Annotated in this window: 13 protein-coding genes; 8 read left to right on the top strand and 5 right to left on the bottom strand. The window is 71.1% G+C overall.

Going from position 1 to position 12,488, the window contains the following annotated elements:
• Positions 1-1,852: DEAD/DEAH box helicase (locus tag FK219_RS12665; RefSeq protein WP_152584235.1), on the top strand; the 1,852-nt coding region annotated here is incomplete at its 5' end.
• Between the two features lie 36 nt (positions 1,853-1,888).
• Here FK219_RS12665 and FK219_RS12670 read toward each other — a convergent pair.
• Positions 1,889-2,869, bottom strand: coding sequence for an EamA family transporter (locus FK219_RS12670; RefSeq protein WP_328821694.1), 981 nt, complete (start codon positions 2,867-2,869; stop codon positions 1,889-1,891).
• Positions 2,870-3,079: 210 nt separating this feature from the next.
• Between FK219_RS12670 and cysK the strand changes: the two genes are divergently transcribed.
• The 3 genes from cysK to recQ are packed head-to-tail and all read left to right on the top strand — an operon-like array spanning position 3,080 to position 6,679.
• Positions 3,080-4,015, top strand: a complete 936-nt coding sequence (cysK, locus tag FK219_RS12675) for a cysteine synthase A (RefSeq protein WP_152584236.1) — start codon at positions 3,080-3,082, stop codon at positions 4,013-4,015.
• Positions 4,016-4,585, top strand: coding sequence for a serine O-acetyltransferase EpsC (gene epsC / locus FK219_RS12680; RefSeq protein WP_152584237.1), 570 nt, complete (start codon positions 4,016-4,018; stop codon positions 4,583-4,585).
• Positions 4,586-4,645: 60 nt separating this feature from the next.
• The gene (recQ, locus tag FK219_RS12685) at positions 4,646-6,679 is read left to right on the top strand and encodes a DNA helicase RecQ (RefSeq protein ID WP_152584238.1); all 2,034 of its coding nucleotides are present in this window, start codon (positions 4,646-4,648) and stop codon (positions 6,677-6,679) included.
• A gap of 172 nt (positions 6,680-6,851) precedes the next feature.
• Here the strand turns inward: recQ and trxA are convergent, their stop codons facing one another.
• On the bottom strand, positions 6,852-7,256 hold the full coding sequence (gene trxA / locus FK219_RS12690) for a thioredoxin (RefSeq protein ID WP_152584239.1): 405 nt from the start codon (positions 7,254-7,256) through the stop codon (positions 6,852-6,854).
• A gap of 201 nt (positions 7,257-7,457) precedes the next feature.
• On the opposite strand from trxA, the gene FK219_RS12695 reads away from it, so the two are divergent.
• Positions 7,458-9,620 (top strand): acyl-CoA dehydrogenase family protein, encoded by a 2,163-nt coding sequence (locus FK219_RS12695; RefSeq protein ID WP_152584240.1) that lies wholly within the window; start codon positions 7,458-7,460, stop codon positions 9,618-9,620.
• Between the two features lie 56 nt (positions 9,621-9,676).
• On the opposite strand, the gene FK219_RS12700 is transcribed toward FK219_RS12695, so the two are convergent.
• Positions 9,677-9,853, bottom strand: coding sequence for a hypothetical protein (locus FK219_RS12700; RefSeq protein ID WP_165638146.1), 177 nt, complete (start codon positions 9,851-9,853; stop codon positions 9,677-9,679).
• Positions 9,854-9,918: 65 nt separating this feature from the next.
• Between FK219_RS12700 and FK219_RS12705 the strand changes: the two genes are divergently transcribed.
• Positions 9,919-10,392: a methyltransferase family protein gene (locus FK219_RS12705; RefSeq protein WP_152584241.1), complete on the top strand. Its 474-nt coding sequence runs from the start codon at positions 9,919-9,921 to the stop codon at positions 10,390-10,392.
• A gap of 38 nt (positions 10,393-10,430) precedes the next feature.
• Here the strand turns inward: FK219_RS12705 and FK219_RS12710 are convergent, their stop codons facing one another.
• Complete coding sequence (locus FK219_RS12710) at positions 10,431-10,697, bottom strand: glutaredoxin family protein (protein WP_152584242.1); 267 nt, start codon at positions 10,695-10,697, stop codon at positions 10,431-10,433.
• A 101-nt stretch (positions 10,698-10,798) separates the two neighbouring features.
• Here FK219_RS12710 and FK219_RS12715 point away from each other — a divergent pair, with 101 nt between their 5' ends.
• Entirely contained in the window at positions 10,799-11,305 is a 507-nt protein-coding gene (locus tag FK219_RS12715) for a rhodanese-like domain-containing protein (RefSeq protein ID WP_152584243.1), read from the top strand.
• A 44-nt stretch (positions 11,306-11,349) separates the two neighbouring features.
• Positions 11,350-12,078: a dienelactone hydrolase family protein gene (locus tag FK219_RS12720; protein ID WP_152584244.1), complete on the top strand. Its 729-nt coding sequence runs from the start codon at positions 11,350-11,352 to the stop codon at positions 12,076-12,078.
• An 18-nt stretch (positions 12,079-12,096) separates the two neighbouring features.
• On the opposite strand, the gene FK219_RS12725 is transcribed toward FK219_RS12720, so the two are convergent.
• Positions 12,097-12,414: a type II toxin-antitoxin system PemK/MazF family toxin gene (locus FK219_RS12725; protein ID WP_152584245.1), complete on the bottom strand. Its 318-nt coding sequence runs from the start codon at positions 12,412-12,414 to the stop codon at positions 12,097-12,099.
• Positions 12,415-12,488: the final 74 nt, after the last annotated feature.

The following is a 12,488-nucleotide window of genomic DNA, read 5'->3' on the forward strand; positions in this document are numbered from 1 at the left end:
CGCCGCCGCCGCGAGCGGCTCGCGCAGCCCCGGCCACCGCGGCTACCGCCCCGAGGATGCCGACGCGCCCGCGAAGAAGGCGCGCTGGAGCCGCGAGGAGCGCGTCGACCGCGGCCACGCCCCGGAGCGCTCGCGCGGCGACCGCGAGGTGCGCGACGAGCGCGCTGCGCGCGGTGGGCGCGACGACGCCGGTCGGCCTGCTCGGGATGACCGTGCCCGCCCCGCACGCGATGACCGTGCCCGCCCCGCACGGGACGACCGCGGGCGCTCGGACCGCGCCTCGCGCGACGAGCGTGGCGGACGCCCGTCTCGCGGCAAGGACGTGTCGGTGCAGCGCACGGGCACGGGCCGCACGGCGCACCGCCCCGAGTGGCGCCCGCAGAAGGATTCCGCAAACGAGCGACCCGCGCGCCGGTACGGCCGCGACACGCGTCCGCAGGACCGACAGTTTGACGACCGCGGCGGCGAGTCGCGCGGCACACGCCGCGACAGCGGCCGAAGTGTCGGTGCAGCAGACACCCGCCGTCGGGATGACCGCCCCGCCCGCGCACCCCGCGACGAGACCCGCGCGCCTCGCGCCGAGAACCGCGACGCGGGCTTTTACCCGAGCAAGTCTGCCGCCGGCCCGGTCGACGACGTCGTGCTCGAACGTCTCGAGGCCGACGCCGTGCAGGCTCGTGACGTGGAGGGCGTGACCTTCACCGATCTCGGCCTCGGCGGCAACATCACGCGCACGCTCGAGGATCTCGGCGCGGTGACGCCGTTCCCCATCCAGGCGGCGACGATTCCCGACGTGCTCGCGGGCAAGGACGTGCTCGGCCGCGGCCGCACCGGCAGTGGCAAGACGATCGCCTTCGGGGCGCCCCTCGTCGAGCGACTCATGGAGAACGGCGGGGGCAAGAACCGCAAGGAGGGTCGTGCGCCGCGCGCCCTCATCCTCGCGCCGACGCGCGAGCTCGCCCTGCAGATCGACCGCACCGTGCAGCCCATCGCCCGCAGCGTCGGGCTGTTCACGACGCAGATCTACGGCGGCGTGCCGCAGGCCCGCCAGGTCGGCGCCCTGCGCCGGGGTGTCGACATCATCATCGGCACGCCCGGCCGCATCGAAGACCTCGTCGAGCAGGGGCGGCTCGACCTGAGTCGCATCGAGATCGTCGTCCTCGACGAGGCCGACCACATGTGCGAGCTGGGCTTCCTCGAGCCCGTGCAGCGCATCATCCGGCGCACGCGCACCGGCAACCAGAAGCTCCTGTTCTCGGCGACCCTCGACTCGGGCGTCGCGAGCCTCGTGACGGAGTTCCTGTCGAGCCCGAGCGTCAACGAGGTCGCGGGGGAGGACCAGGAGTCGTCGACGATCGACCACCGCGTGCTGCTCGTCGAGCAGCGCGAGAAGCGCGCCGTCATCGAGCAGCTCTCCGCGGGCCCTGGCAAGACGCTCGTGTTCGCGCGCACCCGAGCCTTCGCCGAGGAGCTCGCCGATCAGCTCGACGACGCGGGCATCCCCGCCGTGAGTCTGCACGGTGACCTCAACCAGGCGCGGCGCACGCGCAACCTCGAGAAGCTCACGAGCGGTCGGGTGAGCGTGCTCGTCGCGACGGATGTCGCGGCCCGGGGCATCCACGTCGATGACATCTCGCTCGTGATCCAGGCCGACGCGCCCGACGAGTACAAGGCGTACCTGCACCGTTCGGGCCGCACGGGCCGCGCGGGCAAGGTCGGCACGGTCGTGACGCTCGTCACGCGCCAGCGCCGTCGCCGGCTCGACGAGCTGCTGGGTCGCGCCGAGATCGACGCCGTCGTGCACGAGGTGCGTGCGGGCGACGCCCTGCTCGACGAGCTCGCGGCGCTCTAGCCGGGCGCCCGTTCGACGCGGTGCGGGATGCTCGGCTCAGGCGAGCGAGAGCATCGCGCTCGCCGCGAGCGCCAGCACGAGCCCGACCCACTGCAGCCGCGCGATGCGCTCGCGCAGCACGACCGCTGCGAGCAGGATCGTGCCGGCCGGGTACAGCGCGGTGAGCACCGAGACGACCGTGAGGTCGCCGAGCCGCAGCCCGATGAGCACGATCGCGTTGGCGGCGGCGTCGAGCACTCCGCACCCGACGGCGAGCCAGAACCCGGCGCGCCACCCGCCGCGCAGGGCCGCCGCGCTCGCGCGCAGGAGGGTCGTGCCGGGGCGAACCGCTGCGGGCGTCGCGCCGCCGAGCGCGTGCGGGGCGCCGTGGGTTCCTTCGAGGATCGCGAGCGGAGCATCCCGAGCGGTCACGTGACGCCGCCCCGCGATGACGGCCAGCACGACGATGACCGTGATCATGAGGGTCGCGTTGACGACGCGGTTGGCGACGAGCGGCACGAGCCCCGAGTCGTCGGGCGTCTGGTCGATGAGGATGTAGAAGGCGCCGATGAGGGCTCCCGACCCGGTCGCCATGAGCAGGCCGCGCAGGCTCGGCCGCACCGCGCCCTTCTCGGGCACGAATCCCACGAGCACGACCGCGATGAGGGCGAGGCCGAGGGCCGGGTAGGCGATCGCGCCGAGCCGTTCGCCCGTCACGAGGCCCCACGTCATGGGCACGATCGCCGAGATCACGGCGGTCAGGGGCGAGAGGATGCTCATGGGCCCGATCGCGAGGCACGCGTACAGCAGGGCGATCGCCCCGGCCCCGGTCACGCCCGAGAGTGCGCCCCAGAACAGAGCCTCACGGCTCCACTCCCCACCGACGACGACCGCGGCGACGGCGAGGAGAACGACGCCGGAGAGCGCCGCGAGGGCGGTGACGCGCAGTGCCGAGATGCGCCGGGAGGCGAGACCGCCGAGAAAGTCGGCGGCGCCGTAGACGAGAGCACCGGCCAGGCCGAGTACCACTGTGAGCACGCGTGCACCTCCCGCGGTCGTTCGGCCCGCCGACGATTCTCGCACCCCGGGGGAATGACTCGGTGTACGCGCCTGTTGAGGCGAGAGGGGCGAGCGTCATATTCGCGCGCGGGGCGCACGACTCTCGTAGCCTTGATGCTCGCGGGCGTGCGTCGTGCTCAGCCCCGCCCCCTCAGACTTCCACCGCCGACCCACCGAGGAGAGACCATCATGGCTCGCATCTATCACGACATCACCGAGGCGTTCGGCAACACGCCCCTCGTCACCCTCAACGCCGTCACGGACGGCGCCGAGGCGACCGTTCTCGCCAAGCTCGAGTTCTACAACCCTTCGGCGAGCGTCAAGGACCGCCTGGGAGTCGCGATCGTCGAGGCCGCCGAGAAGAGCGGAGAGCTCACGAAGGGCGGCACGATCGTCGAGGGCACGAGCGGCAACACGGGCATCGCTCTCGCGATGATCGGCGCGGCGCGCGGCTACCACGTCATCCTCACGATGCCCGAGACGATGAGTGAGGAGCGCAAGATGCTGCTCAAGGCGTACGGCGCCGAGCTCGTGCTCACCCCCGGGTCGGAGGGCATGAAGGGCGCCGTGTCGAAGGCGGCCGAGATCGTGGCGAACACCCCCGGCGCGGTGCTCGCGAAGCAGTTCGAGAACGAGGCGAACGCCGAGGTGCACCGCCGCACGACGGGCCCCGAGGTGTGGAACGACACCGACGGCGCGGTCGACATCTTCGTCTCGGGCATCGGCACGGGCGGCACGCTCACCGGCACCGGCCAGTTCCTCAAGGAGAACAAGCCCGGCGTGCAGATCGTCGGAGTCGAGCCCGAGGAGAGCCCCATCCTCAACGGCGGCGACCCCGGCCCGCACAAGATCGCCGGTATCGGCGCCAACTTCATCCCCGCCGTGCTCGACCGCGAGATCTACGACGAGATCATCGACGTCAACATCTCCCAGTCGGTGAGCATGGCACGTCGCCTCGCCGCCGAGGAGGGCATCCTCGCCGGCATCTCCTCGGGCGCGACCGCGCATGCCGCGATCGAGCTCGCGAAGCGCCCCGAGAACGCCGGGAAGACGATCGTGGTGATTCTCGCGAGCTACGGCGAGCGGTACCTGTCGAGCGTCCTCTACGAGGACCTGCGCTCCTAGATGCCACTGCGGGAGGACATCGCGACGGCGCGCCTGCGCGACCCGGCCGCGCGCAGCGGCCTCGAGGTGTTCCTCACCTCGGCGGGGCTGCACGCCATCTGGTGGCACCGCATCGCGCACCGGCTGTGGCGTTGGCGGTTGCGGTTGCTCGCGCGCATGATCGCGCAAGCGGCGCGCGCGTGGACGGGCGTCGAGATCCACCCGGCGGCGACGATCGGCCGACGCTTCTTCATCGACCACGGCATGGGCGTCGTGATCGGGGAGACGGCCGAGATCGGCGACGACGTCATGCTCTACCACGGCGTCACCCTCGGAGGCCGCACGCAGTCGGCGGGCAAGCGTCACCCGACGGTGCAGGACGGCGTGCTGCTCGGCGCGAACGCGACCGTGCTCGGCCCGGTGACGATCGGCGCGCGCTCGCAGGTGGGCGCGCTCGCGCTCGTGACGAAGGACGTACCGCCCGATTCGGTCGCGACGGGCATTCCGGCGACCTCGCGGCCGCTCGACCGGGGCGCCGGCTCGGGTGCAGGGCCCGACGGTTTCTTCATCGACCCGGCCATTCACATCTAGCCATCCACACGTGGCGGGCGCACGGTGGATACGTCGGCGGTGCCGACTAGCCTGGGGCGGGTGAGCATCGCGACCCAGACCCCCCAGCAGGTGCTCGAGACGGTGTTCGGCTACCCGGCCTTCCGCGGCGAGCAGCAGGCGATCATCGAGCACGTCGTGGGCGGCGGCGACGCCCTCGTGCTCATGCCCACGGGCGGCGGCAAGAGCCTCTGCTACCAGATTCCGGCCCTCGTGCGGGAGGGCGTCGGCGTCGTCATCTCGCCACTCATCGCCCTCATGAAGGACCAGGTGGATGCTCTCGCCGCCGTCGGCGCCCGCGCCGAGTTCCTCAACTCGACGCAATCGCCCGACGAGCGCCGCCGTGTCGAGCAGGCTCTGCTCGCGGGCGAAGTGGATCTGCTCTACCTCGCGCCCGAGCGCGTGACCGTGCCCGCCACGGGGCAGCTGCTCGACCGCCTGAACGTCGCCCTCTTCGCGATCGACGAGGCGCACTGCGTGTCGCAGTGGGGGCACGACTTCCGACCCGACTATCTGGCACTGTCGATGCTGCACGAGCGGTGGCCGAGCATCCCGCGCATTGCTCTGACGGCGACGGCGACGCAGGCGACCGCCGACGAGATTGTCGCGCGGCTCGACCTGGGGGCGGCGCGGCGGTTTACGGCGAGCTTCGACCGGCCGAACATCCAGTACCGCATCGAGGCGAAGAACCAGCCGGTGCAGCAGCTGCTGCAGCTCATCCGCTCGGAGCACCCCGGCGACGCGGGAATCGTCTATTGCCTCTCGCGCGCGAGCGTGGAGAAGACGGCGACGGCGCTCGCCGAGCAGGGCATCCCGGCCCTTCCGTACCACGCAGGCCTCGACGCACGAGTGCGGGCCGACCACCAGTCGCGGTTCCTACGCGAGGAGGGCATCGTCATGGTGGCGACGATCGCCTTCGGCATGGGCATCGACAAGCCCGACGTGCGTTTCGTCGCCCACCTCGACCTGCCGAAGAGCGTCGAGGGCTACTACCAGGAGACGGGGCGTGCCGGGCGTGACGGTCTGCCGTCGACGGCGTGGCTCGCCTACGGCCTGCAAGACGTCGTGCAGCTGCGGCAGATGATGGACCGCAACGAGGGCGACGCCGCGTACAAGCGCCGGCAGTCGCAACTGCTCGACGCGATGCTCGCGCTGTGCGAGACCGTCGAGTGCCGGCGCGTGCAGCTGCTGGCCTACTTCGGGCAGTCGTTGGGGGTTGACCGCTGCGGCAATTGCGATACGTGCCTCGCCCCTCCCGAGAGCTGGGATGGCACCGTTCCGGCGCAGAAGCTGCTCTCGACCGTCGTGCGGCTCGACCGCGAGCGCCGGCAGCGCTACGGGGCGGGGCAGCTCATCGACATTCTCACGGGCAAGCGCACGCCGCGTGTCGAGCAGCTGGGGCACGACTCGCTCTCGACGTTCGGCATCGGCGACGACCTGAACGATCAGGAGTGGCGCGGCGTCGTGCGGCAGCTGCTCGCGCAGGGGCTCCTCGCGGTGCACGGTGACGGCTACGGCACGCTCGTCATCACCGAGGCGAGCGCCGCCGTGCTCAAGGGTGAGCGCGAGGTGCGCCTGCGTCGCGAGCCGAAGCGAGCGCCTCGCTCGTCGCGCCGCTCGGCGCCCGCCGACCTGCCCAGCGAGGCGGCGCCCCTGTTCGAGCGCTTGCGCTCCTGGCGCGCTGCGACGGCGCGCGAGTTGGGCGCGCCCGCGTACATCGTCTTCGGGGATGCGACCCTGCGTGGCATCGCGCTCACCGAGCCGAGCTCGCTCGGCGAGCTGGGAGAGATCAGCGGCGTGGGGGCGAAGAAGCTCGAGCAGTACGGCGAGGCCGTGCTCGCGATCGTGCGTGGTGAGGAGCCGCCGGCGCTGCCTGATGGCGCCGGTGCGGCGTCGGAAGACTCCGGGGCGCCGTCGTCCGGGCCGGCGGACAGGTCGCGGGGGGCGAGCGGTGCGCGTGCGGGAGTTCGCGGCGGCGCCTCGCGCTCGGGCCCGCCTGTCGCGGCCGCCGAGCCGCCCCCGTTCTTCGACGAGCCGCCGCCGGAGGATGAGCCGCCCCCGCCGGACGACTGGTGACGCTGGGCGCCGCTGTGCGAAACGCGCGTGCGCTCTCCTTGCGACCATGCCTCGCGCGTGGACCGCGCCGTGACGGATGCACCTTTTCGCTGTGTGCCTCTCACGGCACATGCCTCGGCAGGCACACTGCCCGAACGGGGACGCCCCTCCGCTTCAGCAGGGCGCGCGGGGCCTAAGCCTCGCCTGCGCCCTGCGACGCTTCGGCGGCACCCTGCTGCGCCTGCTGCTCGGCGAGCTGCTTGCGCACGTCGTCCATGTCGAGGTCTTTCACGGCCGTGATGACCTGCTCGAGCGCGGGCGCGGGTAGCGCACCGGGCTGCGCGAAGACGAGCACGCCGTCGCGGAACGCCATAAGGGTCGGGATCGACCGGATGTTGGCGGCCGAGGCGATCGCCTGCTCGGCCTCCGTGTCGACCTTCCCGAACGTCACATCGGGGTGCTGGTCGCTCGCCTGCTCGTAGACGGGAGCGAACTGCCGGCAGGGCCCGCACCACTCGGCCCAGAAGTCGACGAGGGTGATGCCCTCGGCGGTGACGGTCTGCTCGAAGTCTGCTGTGGTCAGATTCACGGTAGGCATCACCCCATTCTGCCAGAGGAGCGCCATACCCCCGAGGGTATTCGCACAGAGCGAAGCGGCGTCGATTCGAGAGGTTGCGCACAGGGCGAACGCTCAGCAATGTGTGGATGTCCACAACCGAGGGCGGGATGCTCGGGCCGGCGTTCGTCGTCTGCTCACCATGAGCTGCCGCCCGTGCGTCGGTCGCTCTATCGTCGAATCATGGCCACTCGTGAATCCTCTGTTCGTGAACCGCGCACCGGCGACGCTCCTGTTGCCGAGCACGCCGAACCCGCCCAGCCCGCCACCGCCGCTCCCGTCGCAGAGCAAGGAGTCGAAGCGCACAAGGCTGAGGGGTCGACCATTCAGCTCGACGTCGCCGCGCTCGGCGAGCAGCTCATGGGCCGCTGGGCGGAGAGCCGTCGGGCTTCGCGCGAGCTCATGCGGCGCGAAGACTTCCACCGCATCCCGACCGACGACATGCACGCACAGCGTGAGCGCGTGCTCGGTCAGCTGGGCCTGCTCGTCGCGCACGGTTCGGTGCACCGCGCCTTCCCGAAGGAGTTCGGAGGCGAGGACGACCACGGTGGTTTCATCGCGAGCTTCGAAGAGCTTCTGCTCGCTGACCCGAGCATGCAGATCAAGTCGGGCGTGCAGTGGGGTCTCTACGCCTCGGCCATCCTGCACCTCGGCACGGAGCAGCACCACCAGGCGTGGCTGCCCGACGCCCTCGACCTCTCGACGCCCGGCGCGTTCGCCATGACGGAGACCGGGCATGGCAGCGACGTCTCGGCGGTCGGCACGACGGCGACCTACGACGAGGCGAGCGATGAGTGGGTCATCCACACGCCGTTCCGCGCCGCGTGGAAGGACTACATCGGCAATGCGGCCCTACACGGCAAGTCCGCCGTGGTCTTCGCCCAGCTCATCACGCGTGGCGTCAACCACGGCGTGCACGCCTTCTACGTTCCGCTGCGCGACGAGAACGGTGACTTCCTGGCCGGTATCGGCGGGGAGGACGACGGTCTCAAGGGCGGCCTCAACGGCATCGACAACGGCCGCCTGCACTTCAGTCAGGTGCGCGTGCCCCGCACGCACCTGCTCAACCGGTACGGCTCGGTCGACGAGAACGGCGTATACACGTCACCGATCACGAGCCCGGGGCGCCGTTTCTTCACGATGCTCGGCACGCTCGTGCAGGGTCGTGTGTCGCTCGACGGCGCGTGCGTTGTGGCGAGCAAGCTCGCGACGACGATCGCGGTGCGCTACGGCTCGGAGCGACGCCAGTTCGACGACGGCGACGACAACGAGGTCGTGCTGCTCGACTACCAGCGGCACCAGCGCCGCCTGCTGCCGCGCCTCGCGCAGACGTACGCGATGTCGTTCGCGCATGAGGTGTTCCTAGAGAAGTTCGACGGCGTGTTCTCGGGTCGCACCGACACCGACAGCGACCGCGAAGACCTCGAGACGCTCGCGGCGGCGCTCAAGCCGCTGAGCACGTGGGCGGCGCTCGACATCATTCAGGAGGCCCGCGAGGCCACGGGGGGCCAGGGCTTCCTCGCCGCCAACCGACTCACGCAGCTGCGGGCCGACCTCGACATCTACGCGACCTTCGAGGGCGACAACAACGTGCTGCTGCAGCTCGTCGCCAAGCGACTGCTGACCGACTACTCGCGCTCCTTCGCGAAGGCCGACGCGGGTGTCATGGCGCACTACGTCGCCGACCAGGTCAACGAGGCGGTCATGCACCGCTCGGGGCTGCGTCGCCTCGTGCAGTCGGTGGCCGACTTCGGCTCGACGGCCCGATCGGTGGGCTACGTGCGCGACACGGCGTCGCAGCGGCAGCTGCTGACCGACCGGGTCGAGACCATGGTGGCTGAGCTCGCGGGCAAGCTGCGCAGTGCATCCAAGCTGCCGAAGAAGGATGCCGCGGCGCTCTTCAACCGCCACCAGAACGCGCTCATCGAGACGGCGAAGGCGCACGGCGAACTGCTGCAGTGGGAGGCGTTCACGGAGGCGCTCGAGAAGGTCGAGCACGAGGGCAACCGTCAGGTGCTCACCTGGTTGCGAGACCTCTTCGGGCTGGGTCTCATCGAGAAGAACCTCGCCTGGTACGTCATCCACGGGCGCTTGAGCGACCACCGCGCCCAGGCGATCACCGACTACATCGACGACCGGTTGCTGCCGCGCCTGCGCCCCCACGCTCTCGAGCTGACGGACGCGTTCGAGCTGCGCGACGAGCACATTCGTGCCGACATCGCGACGGGCCAGGAGCGCGCTCGGCAGGAGGAGGCGCGCGAGTACTACGCCTCACTGCGGGCGCGCGGTCTCGCGCCGATCGACGAGAAGGACCTGCTCGCGGCGCAGAAGAAGCGCGCGGTCTAGTGGCGTCACGCTAGTGCCACGGCGCTAGTGTCGCGCGACGATGACGTCTTGCGGTGTTAGCGCTTCGCGGCCTTCGAGACGGCGTCGGAGCTCTCCATGCGGTTGCTCGCGGCCTTCTTGTCGGCCTTGGCGACGCGCTTCTCCTTGAGCGTCTTCGATGCTGCGGTCTTGGCGGTGTTCTTGCGTGCGGACTTCTCGCCCATGTGCTCGCTCGTCTCGATGTCGAGAGCCACGATGACTCCGTCGTGCTGAGCGTACGCCCTCGCGCGGTGAGCGCGTCGCGGAGTAGCCTGCGGGCATGACTCCCGCCCGGCGAACCGCGGCCGCCTGGACGCTCGTGGCCATCCAGTTCGCCCTCCTCCTGGTGCTCGTCGTCGTGCCGCCCGGGGCGCTGTGGGTGCGGGACGGCGTGACGTTCCTCGTGGGCGGGGCGCTCGTCGTCGTCGGGCTCGTGATCGCGGTCATCGCCGGCGTCGGCCTCGGACGCGCGCTCACGCCGAGCCCCGTTCCGCTCGCCGAGGCGGAACTCGTCACGACGGGTGTCTTCGCCCTCGCCCGGCACCCCATCTACTCGGGGCTGCTCGTGCTCGGCGCCGGCCTCGCCGTCATCGGGGCATCACCATGGCACCTCGGCGCATGGGTCGCGCTGCTCGTGACCCTCATGGTCAAGTCGCGCTTCGAGGAGCGGATGTTGCTCGAGCGCTACGACGCGTACGCGCAGTACGCCGCGCGCGTGGGGCGGTTGGTGCCGGGCGTGGGGCGCATCCGGTAGAACGTGGCGAGCCGGGCGCCCCAGCGGGTTGCGACGGCCTAGAGCGCGCCGAGCGCGGCGAGCTTGTCGCGCACGGCGGCGTCGCTCGGCTCGACCTGGTGGCTGCCGTCGGGAAAGACCACGACGGGAATGTTCATGCGGCCGCTGATCGCCTGCGCCTGCGCGGCCGCCTCGGCGGAGGCTTCCACGTCGACCTTCGTCCACTCGACGCCGAGGTCGTTGAGCAGGGCCTCGGTGCGGCGGCAGTCGCGGCACCAGTCGGCGCCGTACATGGTCACGCGGTCGGGAGCAATCGTGTCAGTCATGTTCGGGTCAACAGGGTGGCGCGCCGTTCTGTTCCCGCCAGGCGTGCGCGCCTTCGCGCCAACCCCGGTCGCGCGGGGCTCGCCGGCCTTAGCCTGGCGGCATGAGCATGAGCGCAGACGTCGCCCCGGGCATCCCGACATCGTCCCTGCTGGGGCCGTTCGCCGAGCCGTCGGCCACCGCCGCGCACTTCGCGGCGCGCCTCGCCTTCGAGACCGACCCGAGCGACGTGGCGGCGGCGATCGAGGCGGGCGAGCGGGTGCAGCTCGTGGATGTTCGGGGCCACGCCGCGTGGAACCAGGGTCACGCCGCGAGCGCCGTGCACATTCCCCGCGCCGAGCTGCTCGACCGGCTCGACGAGCTCGACCCGGCCTTGCCGACCGTCGTCATGTGCTGGGGGCCGGCCTGCAATGGCGGCGCGAAAGCCGCCCACGCCCTCACGAGTGCGGGGTGGCCGGTCAAGGAGCTGCTCGGCGGCTTCGAGTACTGGGCGCGTGAAGGCCTGCCCGTCGAGTCGGCGGAGGGGCACGTGCACCGCGAGGTGGATCCGCTGACCGCGCCTGTGCCCGCGGCGGGTTCGGCGGCGGAGGGCATTCGCTGCGACTGCTGACCCAGCCTTGCTGAGCGCGGGGCCGCGCGGGCTACAGTGCCGTCATGACCCTCACCGACGTCGCGATCCCGCAGCCCGGCGACCCGCGCCCCGGTGAGCTGCGCGGACTGCTCGGGGTTCCCGACGGCGAGGGCCCGTTCGTGCCGCTCGTCGTGCTGCACGAGGCATTCGGCGTCGACGACGCGATGCGCGACCACCTCGAGCGCCTCACGCGCCTCGGCTACCTCGTTCTCATGCCCGACCTGTACAGCCGCGGCGGCGCCCGGCGGTGCCTGGTCGCCACGTTTCGAGCGCTGCGACGCGGCACGGGCGCAGCGTTCGACGACATCGAGTCGGCCCGGGCGACGCTGCGGGCGCGCGCCGACACGACCGAGCACGTGGGGGTGGTGGGGTTCTGCATGGGCGGAGGCTTCGCCCTGCTGCTCGCGGGTCGCGGGGGCTTCGGCGCAGCATCCGTAAATTATGGGATGCTCCCCGCCGACCTCGACGACACGCTCGACGGTGCGTGCCCCATCGTCGGCAGCTACGGCTCGCGCGATCGCAGTCTGCGCGGCGCGGCCCCGAGACTGGATGCCGCCCTCGCCGCCCGCGGCATCGAGCACGACGTGGTCGAGTACCCGGATGCCGGGCACGCGTTCCTCAACGAGCGCCCGTCTGGCCCGGCGCTCCTGCGCGTCATCATGCGACCCGTCATGGGGCCCGGCCGCCGCCCGGTCGAGGCGGAGGACGCGTGGCAGCGCATCGACGCGTTCTTCCGGCGCACGCTCGCGTAGGGGCCGCGCCAGCTTCCCCTATCGGGCGATGCCGAGAAAGACGAGGAGTCGGCGCTCCAGCTCGACCAGTTGCTGTGGGTTGATCTCGCCCACCCGAGATCCGACGTTGGTGCGTCGGACTGTCGTGATTTTGTCGATCATGATGTGGCTGTCGGTCTCGATGCCTGAGACCTCGGTCGACGCAATCGGCAATCGCAGTAGCGGCGCATCGACCAGCGTGGACGTGAGCGGGCAGACAGTGACAGAGTCGAGCCCGTCGAAGAGCTCATCTTGCACGACTACGGCGGGTCGCGAGTGGAGTCCCGCATAGTGGTGTAACCCACGGTGGTCGCGCACGTCGTTGCTGACGTGAACGCGGTCACCGTGTGATCCTTCGAGAAGTCTCTTACCCCAACTCGAAAGGCATCAAC

Source organism: Microcella pacifica (assembly GCF_009371975.2).
Lineage (GTDB): Bacteria > Actinomycetota > Actinomycetes > Actinomycetales > Microbacteriaceae > Microcella > Microcella pacifica.

What these genes read in the sequence shown, in the direction of transcription:
- FK219_RS12705 (WP_152584241.1), top strand. Translation starts at nt 9,919, where the DNA reads ATGACTCCCGCCCGGCGAACCGCGGCCGCCTGGACGCTCGTGGCCATC.
- FK219_RS12710 (WP_152584242.1), bottom strand. Translation starts at nt 10,697, where the DNA reads ATGACTGACACGATTGCTCCCGACCGCGTGACCATGTACGGCGCCGAC.
- FK219_RS12715 (WP_152584243.1), top strand. Translation starts at nt 10,799, where the DNA reads ATGAGCATGAGCGCAGACGTCGCCCCGGGCATCCCGACATCGTCCCTG.
- FK219_RS12695 (WP_152584240.1), top strand. Translation starts at nt 7,458, where the DNA reads ATGGCCACTCGTGAATCCTCTGTTCGTGAACCGCGCACCGGCGACGCT.
- epsC (WP_152584237.1), top strand. Translation starts at nt 4,016, where the DNA reads ATGCCACTGCGGGAGGACATCGCGACGGCGCGCCTGCGCGACCCGGCC.
- trxA (WP_152584239.1), bottom strand. Translation starts at nt 7,256, where the DNA reads ATGCCTACCGTGAATCTGACCACAGCAGACTTCGAGCAGACCGTCACC.
- cysK (WP_152584236.1), top strand. Translation starts at nt 3,080, where the DNA reads ATGGCTCGCATCTATCACGACATCACCGAGGCGTTCGGCAACACGCCC.
- FK219_RS12720 (WP_152584244.1), top strand. Translation starts at nt 11,350, where the DNA reads ATGACCCTCACCGACGTCGCGATCCCGCAGCCCGGCGACCCGCGCCCC.